Annotated in this window: 22 protein-coding genes; 20 read left to right on the top strand and 2 right to left on the bottom strand. The window is 35.7% G+C overall.

Going from position 1 to position 22767, the window contains the following annotated elements; all coding sequences use genetic code 11:
* Positions 1 to 865: 865 nt before the first annotated feature.
* Both BA724_RS17695 and BA724_RS17685 read right to left on the bottom strand, forming a co-directional pair.
* Positions 866 to 1198: a hypothetical protein gene (locus BA724_RS17695; RefSeq protein WP_069939992.1), complete on the bottom strand. Its 333-nt coding sequence runs from the start codon at positions 1196 to 1198 to the stop codon at positions 866 to 868.
* A gap of 941 nt (positions 1199 to 2139) precedes the next feature.
* Positions 2140 to 2391 carry a helix-turn-helix domain-containing protein gene (locus BA724_RS17685; protein ID WP_069939996.1) on the bottom strand — a complete coding sequence of 84 codons (252 nt, stop codon included), beginning with the start codon at positions 2389 to 2391 and terminating at the stop codon, positions 2140 to 2142.
* A gap of 349 nt (positions 2392 to 2740) precedes the next feature.
* Between BA724_RS17685 and BA724_RS18185 the strand changes: the two genes are divergently transcribed.
* From BA724_RS18185 to BA724_RS17585, 20 genes are all read left to right on the top strand, one after another.
* Positions 2741 to 3208 (top strand): helix-turn-helix transcriptional regulator, encoded by a 468-nt coding sequence (locus BA724_RS18185; RefSeq protein WP_141719980.1) that lies wholly within the window; start codon positions 2741 to 2743, stop codon positions 3206 to 3208.
* Between the two features lie 348 nt (positions 3209 to 3556).
* Positions 3557 to 3847, top strand: a complete 291-nt coding sequence (locus BA724_RS17675) for a hypothetical protein (RefSeq protein ID WP_069939990.1) — start codon at positions 3557 to 3559, stop codon at positions 3845 to 3847.
* Between the two features lie 16 nt (positions 3848 to 3863).
* Positions 3864 to 4091 carry a hypothetical protein gene (locus tag BA724_RS17670; RefSeq protein WP_069939989.1) on the top strand — a complete coding sequence of 76 codons (228 nt, stop codon included), beginning with the start codon at positions 3864 to 3866 and terminating at the stop codon, positions 4089 to 4091.
* Positions 4092 to 4165: 74 nt separating this feature from the next.
* Positions 4166 to 5278: a hypothetical protein gene (locus BA724_RS17665; protein WP_069939988.1), complete on the top strand. Its 1113-nt coding sequence runs from the start codon at positions 4166 to 4168 to the stop codon at positions 5276 to 5278.
* A 12-nt stretch (positions 5279 to 5290) separates the two neighbouring features.
* Positions 5291 to 7954: a VirD4-like conjugal transfer protein, CD1115 family gene (locus BA724_RS17660; RefSeq protein ID WP_069939987.1), complete on the top strand. Its 2664-nt coding sequence runs from the start codon at positions 5291 to 5293 to the stop codon at positions 7952 to 7954.
* Positions 7954 to 8163, top strand: coding sequence for a hypothetical protein (locus BA724_RS17655; protein ID WP_069939986.1), 210 nt, complete (start codon positions 7954 to 7956; stop codon positions 8161 to 8163). Before BA724_RS17660 ends, BA724_RS17655 begins: the two co-directional genes overlap by 1 nt.
* 3 nt (positions 8164 to 8166) lie before the next feature.
* On the top strand, positions 8167 to 8580 hold the full coding sequence (locus BA724_RS17650) for a membrane lipoprotein lipid attachment site-containing protein (protein ID WP_069939985.1): 414 nt from the start codon (positions 8167 to 8169) through the stop codon (positions 8578 to 8580).
* A 16-nt stretch (positions 8581 to 8596) separates the two neighbouring features.
* A complete protein-coding gene (locus BA724_RS17645) occupies positions 8597 to 10927 on the top strand; it encodes a pLS20_p028 family conjugation system transmembrane protein (RefSeq protein WP_069939984.1) in 2331 nt (776 codons plus the stop codon).
* Between the two features lie 62 nt (positions 10928 to 10989).
* Entirely contained in the window at positions 10990 to 11283 is a 294-nt protein-coding gene (locus BA724_RS19275; RefSeq protein ID WP_069939983.1) for a DUF5592 family protein, read from the top strand.
* 5 nt (positions 11284 to 11288) lie between these two features.
* A complete protein-coding gene (locus BA724_RS17635) occupies positions 11289 to 11927 on the top strand; it encodes a hypothetical protein (RefSeq protein WP_141719979.1) in 639 nt (212 codons plus the stop codon).
* A 21-nt stretch (positions 11928 to 11948) separates the two neighbouring features.
* Positions 11949 to 13922, top strand: a complete 1974-nt coding sequence (locus tag BA724_RS17630; protein WP_245676262.1) for a VirB4 family type IV secretion system protein — start codon at positions 11949 to 11951, stop codon at positions 13920 to 13922.
* A complete protein-coding gene (locus BA724_RS17625; RefSeq protein ID WP_069939981.1) occupies positions 13922 to 15097 on the top strand; it encodes a bifunctional lytic transglycosylase/C40 family peptidase in 1176 nt (391 codons plus the stop codon). The genes BA724_RS17630 and BA724_RS17625 overlap by 1 nt, the downstream gene beginning before the upstream one ends.
* 39 nt (positions 15098 to 15136) lie before the next feature.
* Positions 15137 to 15835, top strand: coding sequence for a hypothetical protein (locus BA724_RS17620; protein ID WP_069939980.1), 699 nt, complete (start codon positions 15137 to 15139; stop codon positions 15833 to 15835).
* The gene (locus BA724_RS17615; protein WP_069939979.1) at positions 15832 to 16683 is read left to right on the top strand and encodes a hypothetical protein; all 852 of its coding nucleotides are present in this window, start codon (positions 15832 to 15834) and stop codon (positions 16681 to 16683) included. The genes BA724_RS17620 and BA724_RS17615 overlap by 4 nt, the downstream gene beginning before the upstream one ends.
* Before the next feature lie 269 nt (positions 16684 to 16952).
* Positions 16953 to 17204 (top strand): hypothetical protein, encoded by a 252-nt coding sequence (locus BA724_RS17610; RefSeq protein ID WP_069939978.1) that lies wholly within the window; start codon positions 16953 to 16955, stop codon positions 17202 to 17204.
* Positions 17197 to 18351 (top strand): MobP2 family relaxase, encoded by a 1155-nt coding sequence (mobP2, locus tag BA724_RS17605; protein ID WP_069939977.1) that lies wholly within the window; start codon positions 17197 to 17199, stop codon positions 18349 to 18351. The genes BA724_RS17610 and mobP2 overlap by 8 nt, the downstream gene beginning before the upstream one ends.
* Positions 18352 to 18356: 5 nt before the next feature.
* The gene (locus BA724_RS18730; protein WP_069939976.1) at positions 18357 to 18824 is read left to right on the top strand and encodes a hypothetical protein; all 468 of its coding nucleotides are present in this window, start codon (positions 18357 to 18359) and stop codon (positions 18822 to 18824) included.
* On the top strand, positions 18821 to 19111 hold the full coding sequence (locus tag BA724_RS17595; RefSeq protein ID WP_069939975.1) for a hypothetical protein: 291 nt from the start codon (positions 18821 to 18823) through the stop codon (positions 19109 to 19111). Before BA724_RS18730 ends, BA724_RS17595 begins: the two co-directional genes overlap by 4 nt.
* A 55-nt stretch (positions 19112 to 19166) precedes the next feature.
* Positions 19167 to 20141 (top strand): DUF3991 and TOPRIM domain-containing protein, encoded by a 975-nt coding sequence (locus tag BA724_RS17590; RefSeq protein ID WP_069939974.1) that lies wholly within the window; start codon positions 19167 to 19169, stop codon positions 20139 to 20141.
* A gap of 44 nt (positions 20142 to 20185) precedes the next feature.
* The gene (locus tag BA724_RS17585) at positions 20186 to 22132 is read left to right on the top strand and encodes an LPD25 domain-containing protein (protein ID WP_069939973.1); all 1947 of its coding nucleotides are present in this window, start codon (positions 20186 to 20188) and stop codon (positions 22130 to 22132) included.
* The last annotated feature ends 635 nt before the right edge of the window (positions 22133 to 22767 follow it).

Raw genomic sequence — 22767 nt, 5'->3', positions numbered from 1 at the left:
GGGCGGACAGTTTAGTTGACGGGATCCAAGTCCGACGCACCCGTACGTCCTACCCTGGCTACTGATATAATAGGTCCTATACAAAAAAGGGCAACCAGTAATAACTGGTTGACCTTATAATACGAACGCCCCCGTTAAGTTGGGTTAATAGACCAGAAAACTCATTAATGAATACATAATGAGTGTCAGAGTTACTATCACCCAAATTGTATTTCTTGCGGTATCTTCTTCTCCTTTCTTTATTTTTCTGGCTAAACTTACACAATTCAAAACAAAGCCAGCACAAAAGAAGGGGATAAGAATCAAAGCGAATTGCTGTATTACTATCAGTATCGTAGGCATTTTTTCTCCTCTTAAAATAAGTTGTCGTTCCGTAAAATATTACCAAATAACATATAATTTTATCACTAACCTACCCGTTAGTTCAAGAAGACGTATGATAAAAATTCCCTCGTGCTTTCCTTCGAACTGAAAGAACGCCCCAGGCTTTAAAGGTCCGAGGCGTTCTCAATACAACATAATAGCATTTATGTGGTATTCATTTATTTGTGATTTCTAATAAAAAGATCTTCGCCTTCATCCACCAAACTTAACACATAAGTAAAAACATACTTGAAAACCTTTTTGAAACTTGTCACATACCTTCAGAGACAGTTAGGTTAAATTTCTTTCTCATACACATACCTTAAAAATTATCTCAAAAACATTGGAATACAGGATGCAATTTAATCTCAAGAAATGTGTTATCTTTCTTAAACTTAATTTCTTAACAAGGAAATCTGATCGCAAAGCTACGCGAGAGTTGTCACATAGGTTAAGAATTCAACTAATTTTAAAAGGGTCTGGTCTATTATGTACATTAACTTTAAACTACATTGTAATAATTGGTTTCCTGTGTGACTTCACAATTTTGGATAATGAAATCTTCTTGTTCTTCGGTTAAGGATGTACACTGGTCGCCCTTACCATTAGCCAGCATAAAATTTCCCACAATTCTTTTAGAACAATTTTCCAATTTCAAACGATATACTGGTTGGTTTTTGCCATGATTAGACGTTATAGCAAAGATTCCTTTACCTAGGTAAGTAGATTTTGTATGCTGCTTTGATTCGCGTTCGATTATTGAATAATCTACTGTACGCTCCGTAACTTCTACAAATCTCAACATAGCATTCTTTACTATTACTACTGTATTCATGAATACTCCTTCCAGAAATATAATTTATGTAAATTCAGATTATATTATATAATAATCTGTCGAAAAAATAATGCCAATTTTGGTAAATATGTCTATTTAACTATTTATTTTAGTATAAAAATGTTCTAAACTTAAAAATCCGAGATGAAGGTCATTGTTTTTAATCTAGAAGCCTTTTTTTATTAATCAATCACAACAGACTGAAACGTGAATTTCATGATGCAATTTTAATTTTTTCAATGTTAACAATACTTTATCCTTATAATCTTCTAAGAAATCAAAAACACCTGTTTGTTTTGTCTACTGAGGAAGATATGTCATCAAGACGTATCTTCCCAGAAGATCACACAACACTTAAAAGGTTATCATATAGGATGGATAAAATATTTATAGAAGTATTGAATGATGTATTAAAATATACTCAATCGAAGAAATTTACTGTAGAGTTATATAATAAGTATGAGAGACATAGAAGTCTTATTAAAACTCATAATCTGCACGAGTACCGAATGAGGTAAATGATTTTATAATGAAATATGCAAAAAAAGCTATATTCCCGCTAAACACTTATTGTCGGCAATGATTCAAGACTATGTGAAAAGTGTAAAATAATAAAAAAGGCAAGCTCGTCTATTTTTATTAAATAAAGGAGTGGATTTAGAATGCCGATAAACTATAAAAATCCTGTCTTGAATTTGATTGTTGCCATTGTGATGGTTACGCTGTTTTTCATTAATCCCTCATATTTTTTGACGGGGATTCTTATGATTTTTATCCTGGGTGTTATATGGAAATCGAATTTTTTGAGATCATGGACTATTACAATCGGTATATTTCTATTAATTCTAGCTGCACTTCTAATTCCCAATCTCTAACGATTAGATATAAAATATTTATTACTCAACAAACAATCTTCTAAGCAGTTAAAACAGAAGGTTGTTTTATTTTTTTTCCTTCTCTGGTAGCTCTGCAATTCTAAATAACTCACTATCGAAGAACTCGGCCAAACTAATCCCGCAGCCATTACAATATTGTTGAATTGTATTTATCTTAGGATGCTGTGATCTTCCTTGCATGATTTCAGACACTGTTGATTGTCTTAAACCCCCAGCCTTACCGATCTCCGTTACAGTTTTATTTCTTTCATCTGCAAGTTCCTTCATTCTTTCTGCTAAAGCATTGTGAATCCGCATATTATTACCATCCTTTATCCTTTTGTATATCATGTACAATTCTCTCTATTTCTCTCTATTATAAATTATAAAGCTGCACAACCATAATTTATTTTTATTTCAAGATAAATTCATTATTTAATATCTTAATAAAATTATTAAAAAATCCTATCTCTACAATATCATTAAATTTTAATGTAATAATTTCACAATCTCATGAAAGGTTGATATAAAGCCTTTTACAGAATAATTTAACAGAACTTTGTTGACTTTTAACAGAGTTTTGTTTAATATTAGGATAACCAATAAATATTAGAAATTTTAATATCATTCAAAATATTCCTTCAACTTACTGAAAGGGGGGTTATATTTGGAGCTAGGGAATTGGATTAAACAAGAACGTGAGAAACGAGACCTGACACAAGCATCTGTTTCAGACGGAATAGGCTTATCACAAGGTACAATAAGTCTTTGGGAAAACAACAAGTCGATTCCCTCAATCGTTGATCTATACAAAATAGCCGCCTGTTTCGGTATGAAATCTCTGCAAGAAATTCCTTTCGATAAATTAGAAATTAAGAAAGGTGATGGTCTTATAATGGAAAGTCTAAGTTTATATGAGTTACCGACTTGCGATTCCGTCAAGACGTTCGAAGGTAAGACATATAAATTGAAAGGTTTTATGGGGATAGAACAATCATCGGGTGAAGTTGAGCATGTTTCTGAATTGTACTATCGTACTCGTACCGTTGTAACTAACAACTGTGTGGTAGCCAAGAGGAAAAATGTAAATGATGAATTGCAAAAGATCAAAGGTAAAAAATTGAAAGCAAAGTAATGAACACTTTTAACAAAACTTTGTTAAATCGTGCTGCAACATACTCAATAAAGACAGTTTAAAAACTCTATGACAATTGAATATCGTTGTGTCTAGTGCTTAATAGCCGAGTAGCTGGATATACAAAACGATATGGTTCGACAAGATTCTCCTAAAACTTGTTGCTAGAAAAAAGGCTATAAAATAGTTCTTGGTTATCTTAAAACCTTGTGCATTGAAGCTATATTGCTTCATAGAGTTTGCGAATGAACAGCTAAAAATTCGCCATTTAAACTGTCTTTATTGAGTGTGTTGCATGACGCACTTTTCATTAAGCGAAGGATTTTCAAACAGAAAGTAGGTGAACACTTGGCTACTAAAGAACAGAAAAACCGAAAACAATTTGCTGAAAAATTATTGCGTGTTAAGGGTTTGAATTATGATGAATGGCTAGATTCAAAACACCAAGAAGTTATACAAGATAATCAAGATGTAGTCATGCAAGCGTTGGAAATGGCATTGGGTACAAACGTTGATAATCCAAGCAATACTTCTGTTGATGAAGATAATTCTTCTGATAATACGGACTCTGAGGAAACAGAGATTGAAGTTTCTTCTAATAATAAAGGCTCTGATTCATTTGCAAAAGTAAATAACTAAGTGGGGGTGTTCATAAATGGAAAGTTTAATCGCTTCGGCTACTGCCATACTTGAATGGTTACAAATGCCTGCTATCGTTGGTGCTGCAATTGCATTTTGTATCGGTGGTTACTACCTAATGTTTGGAGGGGACCAGGGGCGGGGCAAGGCTATTAAGTGGTTTGTTGGCGGGGCAGTCGGTCTCGTAATTATTCTTGGTGCTTTAAGTCTTGCGAATAGCGTAAGTACCAATATTACGTTCTAATCAATCAAATAAACTTTAAAAAGCCACTTATTCATTAGGTGGCTTTTTTCTATGAAAAGGAAGGAGACTTTTATATGCAAGTGATTTTTTATAATGTATCAAGTTCTCTCATTAATAATTTCGAAAAAATGCCATTTGCAGATGCTGTGAAGGTAAGCCAAGAAGTAGAGCAGATTTGCAGGGATGAAAAAAAGACTTTGACCGGTGATTTCCAAGTAATTGGCGAAGATAAAAAAGTCTTTTATAGAGGGGTATTCAATTTTGGTTCTTATGATTATCCCAACATCTATCACAAAATAAAAGATATGGTTAAACACATTAAGGTCGATAAGAAAGATCAAGCCGATAAAATTTATTTACTTGAACAGATTGAATTGCTAACACCAGATGAATACAAACAGGCTGAAATGGTCGATAAAACACTGATTAATCTAGATAAATCGAGAGTATCTAAATTGAAATCTTGGCAGCGTAAAACGGCTTATGCAGTTGGTGGTGTATCACTTGCCGGTTTTTTAATGACAGGCTTTTTGTTTTTTACTCAACAAACAAGCTATGAAAGAGCCTTAGATGATGGGCGCAATCAGTTAAAGGAAACCGCTGCTTTAGCAGAAACGTATGGGGAAGCTATTCTGGGTGACGATTCAAAAATGGTTCATGCTCTTGAAGATTCAAGTGAACTAACGGAACAACAACAGCAAATATTAGTTGATAAATATGTATCCAAAAATGAATTTGAAAAAGCAGTTAAATTGTTAGACGGAGATCCAGTTAAAGCAGAATCACTTATTTTAACATCGAAATTGCCAAGCAAAGAAAAAACAGAAAAAATAAAAGCCTTTCACGAAATGTACCCAACGAATGAAGCTCGGTTTGATCTAGCCTATTTACAAGGTGATTATGAATTAATGCTAAACCTCAAAAACATTAATATGTCGGTGAAACGCTCTGAAATGAAAACACACGCATTGCTTAAGCTTGGTCGGGTGGATGAAGCTAAGGTAGAGCTAAACAATAATTCAAATGAAGAATTAAGTGAAAAAATTATTCAGTATGAAATTATCACAGCTGAGATCAAAACACTAAAAGATCGTCATGATCTGTTAGTACGTGAAGAAAATAAGAGTGAAGCCCAGAAATTAAGAAAAGAAATTGAAGATAAGCGAAACCAAATAAAGAAATTGTAAGGGGATGTGATGATGGAAAATGAAAAAGCATGGAAAAGACATTCGAAAAAATTAGCTTTGCCGGTGACAGTTTTTCTAATAACGTTTGTCTTTACCTTATTAGCTCTAAATACAGTCGTGAACCTATTCTATGGGTTTTATGACAGCTACTTTGTATCTGGAACCTTCTTTAAGCCGAAAGAGTTGAGCTTCGATAGTGGAATGATAACAGGCTTTAGTATATTGATCGGCAATTTAATAATACTTGGCCTGGTCGGTTTATTCAGTGCAGCTGCAAGCTCATTTGTAACGTATAAGTTCATTACAAACTTCGGTAAGATCGGCAAAGATCAAAAAGGAAGCAGTCGATTTACTACTTTAAAAGAGATAAAAGAACAATATAAAGCAATTCCGGAAATTGCTGAACGTTATTCTGGTGGTGGTGGCGTACCGGTTTCAAGGAATAAAGATAAAATTTTTATTGATGATTCGGCTGTAAACAATCTAATCATTGGTACAACTCGCTCTGGTAAAGGTGAGACATTTATCTTCCCGACAATTGATATTTATACTCGTGCCGAAAAGCAACCGTCCATGATCTTTAATGACCCAAAAGGTGAACTGTATGCTGCTTCTAAAAAAACGCTTGAAGATTTCGGTTACCATGTGGAAGTTCTAAATTTAATGAATCCATTGCAATCTATGAGTTATAACCTTTTGCAGTTAACAAAAGAAGAATTTTTTGCTGAGAACTATTCTTTGGCTCAACAATACGCTCGTTCAGTCGCTTTCATGCTGTATAACGATGCAACGGCAAAGGATAAATTTTGGCAAAACTCTAGCATTGATTTGTGTACGGCTTTAATTCTTGGGCTGTGTGAGCATTGCAGAAATGCACCCGAAAAAATTAATATGTACAATGTCGCTTTGATGATGTCGGATTTAGCAACAAAAAATGTTAAAGATGAAGATGGAAATGAGATCAGCGCCTTAGACAACTTTTTTAACCAGTTTCCAGAGAATCATCCTGCAAAAATGCAATACGCTACGATTAACTTTTCTGGTGGTCAAACAAGAGCAAGTATCCTGGCTAATACAAATGCAAAACTTGGTGTATTTACCCTTGATGGGACAGCAAAACTGACTTCTGATAATACCTTAGATATGACGAAATTCGGCTTTAATCATTGGTTAAGAGGAAAATCACAACCACTCACTAGATTAACAATTGAATTTGAGAACGGAAAGAAAGAAACAATCATGACCGATTCAAACGGTGGATTTAACTTATATCATAATCATCATGTAGATATAGGTGAGAAAATCAAAATTTCATTCGAAAATACTGTCACTGACTTTACAGTTAGCGATTGGGATAAGGAAAGTGGAAGACTACATGTAGTCGCTGATAATGAGAAAACAAAATTAAATTCGGTTATGCAGTTTGAAAAACCGATAGCGCTATTCATGATCGTACCTGACTATGATGCAACTTTTAACGTGATTGCTTCATTGTATGTCAAACAAGTCTATACGACTTTGGCAAGAACAGCTTCTAATGTTAATTCTGGAAAATGCTTTAGAGAAGTAATTTTCTTGTTAGACGAATTTGGTAACATGCCTGCAATTGACGATTTAGCAAGTATCTTAACAGTCTGTCTAGGTCGTAACATCCGGTTTAATTTAGTCGTTCAAGCGTACTCTCAAATAGAAAAACTGTATGGTGACGATTGGAAAACAATTGATGGGAATACGAACAATACATTTTATATTTTGACGGACGATCACTCGACTGCAGAAATGATCTCTAAAAAAATCGGTGATAAAACCATCGTTACAAAATCACGATCTGGTGAGGCCATTTCTTTGAAAAAATCGAAAACAGAAAATGTGGATGCAAGACCACTCAAAAATGCTGACGAGCTTATGAGGCTGCGCGAAGGAGAAATGGTGGTTATTCGGACGATTAAGCGACAAGACACAAGCAGAAATAGAATACAGCAATTCCCTATTTTCAACACTGGCCAAACAGCCATGAAATACAGATGGGAATATCTATCGGATTATTACGATACGGCAAAATCAATTAATGATATTGATATTCCATGTACACATGTTGCTTTGGATTTGGACGAAATAAGAGTTTCATTTGATGAACAGCCCGTAAATGCAGAGAATCATGAAGAAGACCATGGAGTAATAAACGAGGTTGTTGAGAAAGAAGTTATTGAAAATAAAGTAATTGAAACAGAAAAAGCTAAACCGAAAGTAAGAGAATTAGTCTTTTCAAATGGAGAGGTTGAATCGTCATTCGATAGCAAGCCGCCAAAACCAAAAACGGTTCTTGATCGAGAGGAACCAAGTGAGGATTTCCCAATGTTCAAAGAATCGAAAGAAGATTTGCTGGTAGAAAAAGAATCAAATGAGTATTTTCCAATGTTTGAAGAATCAAATGAAGATGTTCCGGTAGAGGATGAACCAAGTGAGATAAAAGCTCAAAACACATTAAATGAAGTGATGTTCCGTAATCTGATCGGTGACAAACAGTTTGACGAAATGTTTGGTCAAAACTTTATATCCTTAGATTTATGGGCTGTAAAGGACTTGCTACTTGCACATCAAAACGACTTATCGGAAAAGAATTTCTTGAAGCTCCAACAATTCGTAGACACTGAATTAAGAAAGGGTGGCAACTAATGACGAATCCATTACATCAATTTATAAATGATAATAAAGACTTGCTAGAAAAAGGAGAGGTCTTGACCATTCTTCTATTAGATGGTTATGTTACCATTTACAATGAGGTCGATCAAAAGACCAATATGCAGAAAACAATAACCCTCGTCGATCCTTGCGACACACAATTTGATTGCGAAATTGCTCACTTAATTCCGACCGGAGGTTAAAAAATGAAAAAAATGATCTTTGCTCTTTTTCTAATAATAGCTTTAGCAGCTTGTGGAAGTAACGAAACAGGGCTTAAACAAGTCGATAATGAAACAGTTCAAAAACTTGTTGAAGGTGAAGAAAACGGCTTTTTCTTAGCTGTTTCCAATAAAGATGAAGATTTCATACCATATTTGGAAGATGCCCTAGAAGAAAAAAAAGTAAAGGTTAATTATTACGTTACTTTCCAGCCAGACGGAGAAGAAGGCGAGATTGTAGACACGCCAGTATACGATTTCGATGATTTAGATAAAAAAAATCATCTGTATTATATTGAAGATGGAAAGGTTTCAGACCCTTTAAGATTAACCTCTTATGACGAAGGAACGGAACTATCCTTACGAATACAGGAATTTATTGAAGTTCATCAAAAGTAATTGAGGTGTGAAGCAAATGAACGATGAACAGGTTATTGAAATACTGCATAAATTCAGCGAATACCTGCATACTGCGGGTATTTTTTATGACCCTTTTCGGATAATTGCATGGATATTTGTTTCCGGTATCGCTTGGTTTCTTGATGCCTTAGAGAATGTAGCGAATGAAATGCTGCTCGTAAAAGAATTTTTTCAAAATGAATCAGTGGTCGAATTTGTAAATAGTTTTAGACCGTTGTTCTATGTCTTACTGGCATTTAGCCTTTTATATACGGGATACTTGCTGATCTTCCAACGAAAATTACAGGCTGAGACAGTAGCGATAAATTTTGTCATAGCATTAGCGATAGTCACACTTCTATCTAGTGGGATGGATAGGGTGAATGGTTTTACTGATGAAGCTGTACAGACCGTTAATAGTGGTGCTTTATTTGGTTCAGAAGAAGGTACGGTTTCCGAAAATATTTTAGCTGAGAATATAAGTGATTTATACCAGTTTGACCAAACAGACTGGGCAGATGTTGAACAGGAAAATTCTATTCCAGTGGATATGGTTAGCAAACTCAAAATTACTGAAAGATTTGATGCTGAGGAATTAGAACTTAAAAATGAAGATGTTGCAAAAAAGTATTTATCATGGAATGGTGAGGAAGCAGAACCAAAAGATTTTGACCAGGGCGGATTAGCTGATTGGAACAACGAGTATTATTACCGTTATTCACTTGATTGGTTTACTATTATAATGACCATGTTAGTTATGGCATTTACCCTATTCTCTATCGCTTATAAATTATCTCGTTTGGCTTTTGAGTTGGTGTTTAATCACATTTTAGTCATGATTGTTGCACCGGCTGATTTACATGATGGTCAGAAAACGAAAAAAATAATACAGTCTATCCTTAACACATTTCTAGTAATTGTTTTAATCTTTATGTCGATGAAGCTATATATTATCGGCACAGCTTACTTGGCCGACAGCTTCGATGGGCTGGTTTACCTTATTGCTCTGATTGGCTTTAGTGTAGCTTTACTGGATGGTCCGAATATCGTTGAAAGACTATTTGGCATAGATGCTGGTCTTAAAGGTGGATGGAGCTTACTTGCTGGTACATATGCAGCTGGAAAGATGGCTACCAACTTTGCCAATGGGGTTGGTAAGTTGACGAGTAAAGATAATGGAAATGACAAGGGCAATGGTAAGGGCGATTCGGAAGGTTCAAGTTCTGATAATGGTGATGTGAAAAATCAAAATCAGTCTCCTTTACAAAATGCAGAAGCAAAATCGCCATTCGATGAAAAAGGTAAAGGAAAAGGAAAAGAAAGTCCTTTAAAACCAAGCCTAGATGGATCTGATAAAGGAGAATCGGAACAGATAGATAAGAGTGATATTGAAGCAAATGGTGATGAAAAAGGAAAAGCTTCTGTTTCAAAATCGGGTGAAACAAAAGGCGATAGTGCAAATTCCGATTTAGAAGGCGCAATCGGTGGAAATGGTGGAAGTCAATCACTCGAAACTACATCTGAACGAGAGCAGGAAGTGAAGCAGAACCAAGATATTCAACAAAAATCAACTGGTGGTCAAGCTACCCTAAAAGGAACAGGCGCATTGGATGGAGCAACACCGGATTTAGAACAGCAAATGAACGGTGACAACGCAAATCAAGGCAATGGAATCAGTATAAGCCGACAAGGGCTGACAGAACAGCCAGTCAATATAACGGATATGCAAAATGGCACTCAAACAGCGACTACAAGTAGTCAAGGTGGCAGCATACAACAAGCAACAGCACCAGACCAATCTTTAGAGCAACAGGCTCAACCAAATAAAACAGAAGGCTCAACTGTTCAAATTGGTCAAAATGATGTGCAGAGACAAAGCAATATAGAACAGCCGGTCAATATAACCGATGTTCAAAATGGTACTCAAACAGTGACCACAAGTGGTCAATCAACTACAAGTGGTCAAGGTGGTTCAGAATCAACTGGCAGTATGCCAAGCAGCACTGGCACACCAAAAGTCTTTAATCAAGAACGAGTGGTATCAGAATCGTCTACGAGTGCTTCCACAAGCCAAACAACGGTTCAACAAGAGAATGTGAATCAAGTCAATGAAGAAGTGAAAGTTGAAGAAAATAACCGTACTGTAACGGGAAGTCAAAGTGTACATCGGGTAGAAAATGCTGAATCGGGTGGCGGTGCAGCCGTAGCCGTAGCTCCTGCCGGTTTTCCAAAAATCTCTAGTGAAGAAAAGGTTGTTGAAAGTGAAGGACAGGACAGACAGCATGTGATTAATCGAAAGAGCAAGAAAGATCGGTTCAACCGAATGAAAAATCAAACTAAAAAGTAATTTGAGAAAGTAGCGTTGGTAACATTTCAACGCTGCTTTTTCTTTTTAAAAGGAGTGGGAAAATGCGAACGTACCGTATACCGAATGAAGTAGCAAGCGAGCTTAAAATTTCAAGAAGCATTTACCTTTTCGACTTATTTCTAATAATGTCTTTGATCTTGATTCGCTACATCACGATTCCTTTAGTGCATAGCGATTTTCACATGCTGTACACGTTGTTTTTGATTGCTTTTGGTGTGTTTATGATTATCAGACCGAAAACGAACCCTAAAAAGAGAATGTATCAAGCTATGTATTTTTCTATCGTCCGAAAAAAAGACACGTACAGTTCAATAGATTACAGTGAAAGCGAGTGATGAACGTGATATTAATTGATGAAATTAAGCTAAAGAAGAATAAGCACATCATGCCTGGGGCTGCTGTATTGGATGAATCAAACCTCATTCTTGAAAAAGAACGAAAAGAGAAAAAGGCTGCTGTAAAGTCATCTTTTGCGCAAATTAGCCCAATCGTAGATGTAACCAATAATGATTTCTTTGAAATGCGTTCCGGTGAGTATATGGAGATTATCCAAATTGAAAGTAAAGATATTTACTCATTAAATGACGCAGATTTAAGCAACGATATTCAAAATTTATCAACATTTTTAACCACCTATATGGAAGACATTAAGATTGTTCCTTTAAATATCCCTTTGAATTTAGAAAAACAGAAACGCTTCATTCATAAGCGTTTAAGACAAAACAAAAATATCGCTTATCGGTCATTCTTAGAGAGCCGATTAAGAGAATTTGATAACTTGGAAAAGCACCGGACTAATCGGGAATATTTTATCTTCATGTATTCAGAAGAAGAAAAGAAGTTACTAGAAAAACTGCACCACATCAAAAACTTACTGGTTCGTAGTAATCCGGTGACGGAGCTTTCAATTGAAAAGAAAATCAATATCCTGTTCCAGATGTTTAACCCAAATACCAAGCCATTGAGTGAGACTGAATAAAACTAGAAGGGAAGATAGCAGATGAACATGATCGAAAAGTTAAAAGATATGTTTGGTAAAGGGCTAACCGATGAAGAAGTAAAAAGGGAAAAAGGCTATAATCCAATGGTTGTTTCATCCATTCAACCTAATGGCGGAGTTAAGTTTGCACCTAACTTTATAAGATTAGGTGATGGTTATATGACTTCACTGCACGTTTATAAATACCAGAATATCGTAAATGATTACTGGCTGGAACCGATCATCAACATGCCGAATGTTTTGTGTACGGTTGATATTTCAAATGCGAATAAGCGTGAAGTGGTGGACCAGATCAACAAGGCTTTGGCCGAGCAAAATATTCGTTTTGAAAATGCAAAAGACAACATCGAAAGAATTGACGCTCGTAAACAGTATTCAGAGCTGAGTGAGCTGTATGAAAACCTAACTGTTGGTGAAATTTTAAAATATGTACACCTACGTTTATACGTGAAGGGAAAAACGCTTGAAGAACTTGAAGTGAACACACAAAAGGTTATCGAAGAACTTGAAGCAATGAACTTTCGGGCTGCTGTGCTGCTAAATGAACAGGAGTGGGAATGGGACGGAATGTTCCAAAGTTATAAGGCACAAACCAAGTACACAAATAAGCGAAAAGGCAAGGAAATACAGGCTTCAACATTAGCCGGTGGTTATCCTTTTCACTATACTTCTTTGAATGATGCAACGGGTACTTTTCTAGGAACAACTTATACGGGTGGAACCATTGTACTTGATCTTTTTCATAAAGATAAACAGAGAAAACACTACAATGCTTTGATGGTTGGACAGATGGGTTCTGGTAAATCGACACTCTTGAAAAAGACGGTACTTGAACAAGCAATCAAAGGAAACAAGGTGCGTATTTTAGACGTTACCGGTGAGTTTTCCGGATTGGTTGAAGCGCTTGGTGGAAAGCAGATCGCCTTAGATGGCAGTGAGGGAATCATTAACCCTTTGCACGTTTATAAAACAGCCGTAAAGGAAGATGGCTCAACAAACGAAGAATTATCGTTTATGCAGCACTTGTCTAAACTGAAAGTTTTTTATAACTTTTTAAAGCCGACTGCCGGTGATGATGAAAAGTCTCTTTATTCATCATTGTTAAGACAGCTTTATATTGAAAAAGGTTTGTGGTCAGAAGACAAGGAAAAAGAGATTGCCGTTACTTCCTTTGAGCCAAACGAGTACCCTACCTTCTCGAATTTTTTAGAATTGATTCGTAAAGAGCTTTATAGTGATATTTCCAATGAAAAGATTAATGAAAACCTGGCTAGTAATACAGTATTACTTCTAAGCAGTATTGAACTGGCTGTGCAAAGTATCGTTGATATTTATGGACAAATTTTCAATGGTCATTCATCCATTCAGTCATTCGATGAAGAACAAGTTGTATCCTTTCCGATACGCTCACTTCTATCCATGCAGGGTGAAGTATTCCAAGCTCAATTATTTAACATCATGAATATGCTTTGGGATGGAATGATCGTGAACGGTTCTTATCAATTTAGAAAGTTTAATCGTGGAGAGTTAGAAGCCACTGAAGCTATTAAGTATTTGATCGTCATAGATGAAGCGCACAACATTATTAATACGAAAGATATTTCAAAACCTGCTGTACAGTACATTGAACGGTTTATGCGTGAAGCACGTAAATATTTTGGCGGCATTTTCTTTGTATCACATTCTATCAGTGACTTTGTTCCGAACTATGGTAGTGGTCAAAATAATGAAAATGCAGAGAATATAAAGAAGCTATTCCAGTTAACGCAATACAAATTTATTGCTCAACAAGACAGCATTACGATTCCAATTTTAAAGATGATTTTCGAAGGACAGATTACAGACAGTGAGCTGGCGGCGATTCCAAGATTTGAAACCGGTCATTTAGTTTTATCCATTTCGGGTGTGAAAAACATTACCTTTAAAGTAGAAATTCCAAGCAATGAGATGAAAATGTTTGGTGGTGGCGCTTAATGATAAATAAAAGTGCTGCACCCAAAAATGCAGCCAATGAGCTTGCCAAACAAGCGGTCAAAAAAGCGATCAAAGCTAAGTTAGATTTACTTAGCTTGAAAGCTAAGTTGTATATAGGAGCAGGTTTGTTGGCTGCTTTTCTATTAATCGTCATGATTGCCGGTACTGTTTCTGTGATAACAAACATCATTGCAAATGACTCTGAAAATACATCGTCTGGTTCTGGTGGCGCACTAGTTGGATACGGGACGGCTCAAGTATCTGCAACTGTTTTACAACACCAAGATGCAATTCAGAGTGAACTAAATAAGTATGGCAAAGGCGAGTATACAAATTTGTTACTCGCCTTAATGATGCAAGAAAGTGGTGGTCGGGGCAATGATCCGATGCAAGCGAGTGAATCTAAATGCGGTTATATCGGCTGTATAACAAATCCATCAGAAAGTATCCAATATGGTGTTAAACACTTTTTAGGTGTCCTCGCAAGCGCAAATAACGATATTAAATTGACGCTTCAAAGTTATAACTTTGGTGGGGGATTTATTGGATATGTGAATCAAAGAGGTGGAGCTTACACGTATGAATTAGCTATCTCGTTCTCTCAAATGATGTACCAGAAGTTAGCTCATACTGGCATTTATAAATGTCATAGACCGGAAGCAATTCAGCACAACGCCTGTTACGGAGATATAAAATACGTAGACGCTGTGTTGAGGTATTTACCGGCAATAGCAGTAGGTGGCGGTGGTGGAACAGTAGTAAATGCTTCGGGTGCTGCAAAAACAGCGATTGAGACTGGACAGACAGCGTTAGGTCGTCCGTACTTTTGGGGTGGTGGCAGAAGCGAATCGTCGATAGCCAGAAAAGAATTTGATTGTTCTTCATTTGTTTGGTGGGCTTACAGGGAAGCTGGTGTGAATTTGGGACCGATGGGAGCAACTACGGAAACATTAAAACATCTAGGAAAAAGAGTGCCTGCAAGCGATATACAAGTAGGAGATTTAATCTTTTGGGACACCTATAAAGTAGATGGTCATGTTGCCATTTATATTGGAAACGATCAATTTATTGGGGCTCAAAGTTCGAATGGAGTTTCCATTTCTAATTTTTTATCCAATTCGTACTGGGGTGGATCAAAACAATGGAAAGGGCATGTGAGAAGGGTTGTTCAATAATGGATCTTCCTATCTTACATTATAAAAGGAGATGGAAAAATGAAGAAAGGTTTATCCGTTACATTGATTATGGTATTAGTCATTTCATTTGCTGCCAATTTCTTTTCTTTCAACAAATTGACCTCGGCCAAAGAAGAAATGAACAAACAAACGAACCTGTTACTAGAAGAAAAAGAGCAGGAGATTGTGAAGCTAAACGATCAAATTTCTTCTTTAGAAACGGAAAACAAGAGTGCAGCGAGTAACAAAAATACTGAAACAACCGAAGGAGAAGTGAAAGGAACAGCAACGGAAAAAGAAGTTGAAAAATCTGGTGAACAGAAAGATTTATTAAATTCAGCAAAGCATTTTATTGATTATATCTACAATGTAACTCCCGATAATTTTGCAACGGCAAAGCAAAATACAGATCATTACATGACCGATGAACTGGCTAAAACGTTGTTCCCTTCTGATGGAATAGATGAAAAAGGAAGTGATTTAAAAACGAGTGCAGATAACATTAAAGTGTTCGTGGAAAGTGAAGGAGACAGACAAGCGATTGTGTCTTATGAATATGAATTAGAGATTCTAAGTAGTGGATACAAGGAACAAGATTCAGCTTATATTTTGCTCAATTTTATTGATGATGGTGGGACATATAAAGTATCAAGTATCAAACCAATTAATAGCATAAAAGGAGAATTATCAAGTATTGATGCAGTTAGTTACATCAAAGGAGGAGGCATTTTACCATGAAAAAAAACAAACGAAAAAAGTTGGCCACCCAATGGTCAAATGTTTACGTAGCAGTCACATTGATTTTTATGTTAGGATTCGTTTTTTTCTTATCTAGTAAAGTGTTCCTAGCTGATAAAGTCGATGTTTTAAGTACAGAAATCAATAAAGAATTTAACTTGAATGGCAGAGGTAAATTCACGATTAAAGAATGGATATATGATGAAAAGGATAATGAAATGCAAGTTACGCTTATTACTGCTGGCATGACGAATTATCTGTCTGATCTGGATTTTAAAGCAGTGCCGAGAGTGAATGTGAAAGACGAGCTGCCGACTAAAATTGTTTATTCATCGAATGATATTTATATTGTAAAGATCAGTAAAGTACCGAAGGATTTTGGTCAGGTGGCATTACGATTAGTGAAGGACAAAATGAATTTTGAAGAAGAAGTATTTGATGAAGCTGAATTAAAAAAGAGAGAAAAAGATGCGATCATTACAAGTATTTATGCTGACCAAACTGTGGTAGATCGTAATGAGATTTCTGAAAAAGATGTTGAAGAATATGCGGTTAAAGTCACCGATGAAATGATTCAAAATACGGAAAAAGAGATCAAAGATCGGCAAGAAGAAATCGAGGAAAATAATTTAATTGCGAAGAAAATCAATGAAGAAATTAATGAACAGAAAGGAGAATTAATTTATCAGACTGTCGATGAACAGACCGTAACCAATAATCAAATTTACTCGATGGAAAAAGAAATTGAATCCTATAATACAGAAAATGAAACGATAAAAATAGATATAAAATCTTTGAAAACTAAAATCGAACGACTAAATCAGCGCAAAAGTGATTTGCAATTTTAAAAAAGAAGTTTACTGAATAGGTGTTTTTTAAGGTGTCACACTGTGTGACAAACAGGCTTTTTTTAGTGTCACACCGTGTGACAAAATTAAAATTTCGTGATATCACGAAAACACTAGGCTCTGCCTAGTCTAACACTGAAAGTGATAGCACGTTTTCCTTATGCTCTTCTCTCTCTTTCCCCCTAAGTATTCGTTTTTAACAAAACTTTGTTGTATAATGAAGATGTATTATTTAACAAAACTTTGTTAGGTGGAAAGGGGGGAAAGGAATGGATTTACTTTTGAGAAATGTTGAGCCAGCGGCAATAAAAAAAATCGACGAGCTTGCTAGAAAAAAGGGGCTTTCCAGAAACGAGTACCTTAAAAACGTGTTAGAGGATTTTTCAATTTTAGAAATGAAAGACAATCATGTTGATCGTATGGAAAAGCAGCTTATCGCTAATTCGCTGTTAATGGAAAAAACCTCAAACACTTTAGACGAATTAGTATCAATTTTGAAAGAGCTGATTGACGATGAGTAATCCTGTGAGACCTGCCGTAGTGATTAAATCCAAGTTTATTTTATCGTCCGGTTCGAAAAGTAATTTCAATAATTATTTGAATTACATGGACAGAAAAAAAACTCACTCGAACGAAAATGATTTTCAAAATTATCAAGATTATATGAGCAACGAAGAAAAATCCACTGGCTTGTTTACTTCAAGCAATGACGAATTAAATGCAGAAGAAAAAGAAGATTTAAAATCCCTTTTTGAACAATCACAACAAAAAGGAAGTATTCTTTGGCAGGATGTAATTTCTTTTGATAATGAATGGTTGAAAGAAAATGGAGTGTTAAAAGATGGCTTCATGGATGAACAAAAAATGAAGCAAGCGACACGAAAAGCAGTGAATGAAATGATTAAAAAAGAAGGGTTGTCGGACAGTGCGATTTGGTCTGCTGCCATTCATTACAATACGGATAACATTCATGTTCATGTGGCTACTGTTCAAACGAAAAACTTTCGAGAGCGTGGAAAACGCAAGCAGAAATCTATTGATAGTATGAAATCAAAAGTAGCGAGTACGATTCTTGATCGTAGCAAAGAAAATAAAAAATTGAATGAATTTATTCGAGAAAAAGTTGTAAAAACAAAACGTGATGATGATTTGTTGTCTTTAAAAAATCGTGTAGTCAATCGGGATATGGTGAAGCAGTTTAAAAAAATTCATAGCATGTTGCCCGAAGATAAAAGGCTCTGGGCGTATAGCATGAATGGCATTAAAAATGTAAGACCGGAAATTGATAAGTTGACGGATATGTACATTCAAAAGCATTTTAAAAACGAGTTTAAAGAATTTGAAAAACAATTGAATAAAGAAGTTGAGTTATATAAAAGAACGTATGGTGATACTGCAAAAGCGGATCAGTATAAAGAAACTAAAATGAATGATCTTCATAAAAGAATGGGAAACACCATTTTAAAAGAAGTGAAAAAATACGACTACGAATTAAAGAGTGCTGCCAGAGCTGAACCAAAGAATAAATTCGAGAAAATTAAACGTGAAAGGGCGATTAATAATTTTATTTACACCATTGATCGTGGCATGAATGATAATTTACAGCACTTGAAAAATCAGCGTGAATTTGAAAGGTTGCAGCAAGAAAAAGAGTACGAAAGGGAGTGAGCAATTTGGCTTTAAATGCTAGTCAGAACGAGACAATTGTTAAGAGGTATCGTTTAGAGGAAGAATGGATTAGTTACATTGAAGAATATAAAGATATTAATAGTAGTCACAATTTAAGCAGCGCTCTTAAAAGTATTTTAATTGAACACAAAGAGTTGTCGAATAGATTGTTTGATCTCCGTTTTATTACTAATCAAATTAAACGTGAATTGTTGCAAGAAATTGATAACGGCATCAAGAAAAATGTTGAAACAGAAATGAAGCGTATTCGATTAGGGACGAATAATACTGATCGTAATACACAAGTTCTAATCGAATTATTGCAGGGATTCATGGTGGCTTCCAATAAAGATACAATCGCTACAACTGATATTTATAAGCCGGATTTTTTAGTTGAAGCTGAAAATGTAGTGCAAGAAAGAATCGCAAATTTGAAGCAAAAAAAACACTCTAAAGGAGAGAAAAACGAATGAGTACATTTAAAAATTTAAGCTACGGTTTGATTAAAGAAGTGGGTGAGGATGATGTATTAATTAATCTAAACGGTGAAGATTTTGAGGTTAAACTTACACCAGAAAATCGCCAACCGATTTTTGATTCTGTTGAAGCAGGAAACTATCTTGTGCCTGTTGATTCTGAAACAAAAGAGCTGCTTATGACCGTAGACACACAAACCTTTTATGAAGTTTTCCCTGAGAGTGAGCTTGCGGAATTAGAAGGCGCGGCAGACTATGAACCGAATGAATCAGAAGAAAAGTAATCGGTATTCCCTTTTCTAAAAATTAGTTATTAAAAAATAATGGTGGTGTTTAAAAGTGGGTGATAGAGTGTCGAAAGCCGAAATTGACCAAGCAAGCGAGATACATGTTTTGGATTATTTACAGACAAAAGGCGAACCACTCCTTCAACAGGGAGACAACTATTATCGTCACGCTGAACATGATTCATTGGTTTTTAACACGAATGGAAAATGGTACTGGAACAGTCGAAACACTGGCGGCATGGGTGCAATTAGTTTAGCAAGAGAATTGTATGGAATGAAATTTCAAGAAGCTGTTCGGGATGTAAACGGGTTGAAAATTACTAAGACAATGGACTTCTCAAAAGATACAAATAAAGAATTTATTTATCCGAATCATTATGAGGTTTCTTCTATTGAAAACGCCAAAAATTATTTAGTTAATGAACGCTGCATTGATGAAAAAGTAGTTCTGGCATTGCGAAAGCATGATTTGATTGCAGAAGACAAATTGAAGAATATTGTTTTCAAATGGAAAGATAAAGTTGGAAAGATAGTCGGTGCTGATCGTCAAGGCACAACCAAAATGGAGAATAAACGGGGCTCATTCAAACAAATTATGGCTGGCAGTAAATCAGATGGCGGATTCACGTTAGATATAGGTCGGCCAAATAAAATTGCATTTTTTGAAAGTCCGATAGATCTCGTTTCTTATTATGACATGATCCGTCCCGATCATATCCGACTTCTATCTATGTCGGGTTTAAAAGACCACACGTTCACGACAGGCATTAAAGAAACGATTGTAGAGTGCAATGAGCGTAATGATACTTTCGAAAAAGTCATTATTGCAGTAGATAACGATGCAGCCGGTGAAAAGTTTTCGCAAAAGTGGGAGCAGATACTTGGTGATGAAATGTTGCAAATAGACGTCCCGAAGAATAAGGATTGGAACGATGACTTAAAGCAGCAACGAGCTTTGGAACGTCAAAAACAAAATCAGATCGTTCCTCCTTTTTCTAAAAATAAAGAAGCGGAATATGAAAGGTGATCGATAGGCAGTAACTTAAAAGAAAAATAAAGGTGGTATAGAAGATGGCGTACAAAAGAAAAACACAAGAAGAAAAACAAAAAGAAATTGAGGAACTAACAGCTTCAATGGATTCCCAACTACAAGGGTATTTTGAAAGTGAAGAAAAGATAAAAGAACATTTAGCTTTCATGGCAAATTTTCATAGATATTCGGCTCGCAACATGGCGTTAATAGATCAACAATTTATGGGGGCAAGGGCAGTCGGTTCATTTAATTTCTGGAAATCAAAAGGGGCTAGTGTTAATAAAGGCGAAAAAGGCATTAAAATATTAGTCCCGTCTCCGGTAGAATATTTTAAACGGGGTGTTGATTCAGAAGGTAAGGATGTATGGGCGAAAGTAACAAGTGCTAACCCAAAGGAAAAACAGTTACTAGAAAAAGGGGCATTGCAAAAGCGCAAGATCATGTTCTTTAAAATCGGTTATGTATTTGAATATACTCAAACAAATGCGCGTGAAAAGGGTATTAAAGTCTCTGATATTTTTGGACGCTATCATCGTGAGGGAACAGTTGAAAATGATAAAGAATTTATGAAGGCTTTTGAAAAACTGGCTGATAAAGTAGGTGTGCAGCTGCTAGATAAACCTCCTGCCGGTGTTGAACTTGGTACAGCTAAAGGCGCTTTTTTTCCAGACTTAAATGTAATCGCTTTGAATCCACGTAATACAATGGCTGACAATGTTCCTGTCATGATTCATGAATTGGCACATGCTGAATTGCATAATCGTGAGCGTCAAAAGGAACGTGGGCGTGATTTAACTACCAACGAAAAAGAATTTCAAGCTGAAATGGTCGCTTATGTTGTGGCTACCCATTATGGCATCAAAATGTATAACTTTTCTTTACCTTATCTAGCAAACTGGACAAGGGACGCTGAATTGAGGGATAAAGAGCAGTTATTAAATGAAGTCCGTCAAACTTCGAGTGAATTTATCGGGGTGATCGACAGCCATTTAGAATATTCAAAAGAGCTTTCAAATATTATGTTGGTCGAGTACGGTTCTTTATCACAAGCAAGTATCAATGAGGTATCTTTGGATGAATTAAAACAAGCTGTCACAAATCGAATTGAATCGTATCCAGAAGATCGGCATGAGGAATTAAAACAGAAATTAGAACCTTTATACTCGGCTGAAGTGCTAACCGATAAAGAAGTTGGGCTGTTAGAAAAAGAAATGGGCAACGCTTTTAAGGTCTTTGATAAGTCTGAAATTGAGCAACCAACCGTTTTAATTCAATGGTCCGAAAGCGAAAAGCTGAAAAATAATGAGTTACTGCGATTTAGTGAAGCAAATGAAAAATTTACGGAGATCGGAAAAGAACAGGGTGAAGAATCCGGTTATTATAAAACCCGTTACCATGTGATTTTTCCGAATACTGATAAGCTCGAAATGATTAGTCCAGATCGTCACGACATAGGGGATGGCTATTATAATAGCGCATATCAGCAAATGGTTTCTGAATTGAACTTAAAACCAGAACACCACAACACTCTTTTAAATGACATAGCTTTATATGCTCATGAAAAGGCTCATGGCGGTGCGGTAAATATTGTAGAGCCTTCCATGATGATACATGGCTCTATGACCGATTTTAAAGAGTTTGGCTTAGTAAATAACGCTGATTTCAGAGAATTAAAAGCCAATGAAATAAAGTATACGGTGGTTATTCCAGATGGTGATAATTTGAATGTTTTTAGTGACAGTTATAAGAAGGATGACTATTTGCATCCACTTCATCAGATGGAGAAGAAAGGTATTGATAAAAGTATTTACGATAAACTTCAAACAGCTTGGGACAATGAATTACTGAGGGAAGAAGAAGCCTACATTGATTCGATTGCACCACGTATTAGAAAAGAATTAAGTGTCGAAGCAGTAAGACCAGCTCCCGCAATAGAACACTCAAACCGGAAAAGTAAGCAACTGGCAGGAGAATTGGAACGTTAAAATTTTTTAGCTTTCTTTAACAAAACTTTGTTAAAAAGACGAACGATCTGAAAAGATGAAGAAGGGCAGGGGTTATGATTGAAAACAATTATCTTGGCTGAAAAGCCTTCACAAGCTAAAGCATATATTGAAAATTTACTACATGTAGTCAAAACAAATGTTGATTTATTAAGGTTTTTATAATTTTTATCTTCTGAATTCTTCTTCTATGCTGACCTTTTTCTAGTAATGGTTTTGTGTCTTTTCTTTCATGTCGTGATAAAATAAAAACAGGTAAGAAGGCGGCTACCTCCTTACCTGTTGCAGATGCTATCTGCTACTATACTGCTTACGGCGCTTCGAGGATTTCTTTTTCCTCGGAGCTTTTTTCTTGTTGTTTTGATATGTCTTGAATGCGAAGAATGTTGTGAAAACCATCGACAAGATCGTAACAACTTCCTTTGTCATTAGCACGATTTCTTTTACTATCTCCATGTGAACACCTCCCTTCTTCGTAGAAGACGCAGCAAGAAGGGCAGGCAAAAATCAAGGAGGAGTCCGAAGACTTTCAAAAAATTTTTTGGTGCTGTTCCAATAAAATTTTTGAAATCGAAGGAAGCTCCTTGATTTTTCGTCTGACCGGATTGCTACAATGG

Source organism: Domibacillus iocasae, assembly GCF_001750285.1.
GTDB lineage: Bacteria > Bacillota > Bacilli > Bacillales > Domibacillaceae > Domibacillus > Domibacillus iocasae.
The sequence above is the reverse complement of the archived record's forward strand: the minus strand, read 5'-3'. Positions and strand labels throughout refer to the sequence as shown.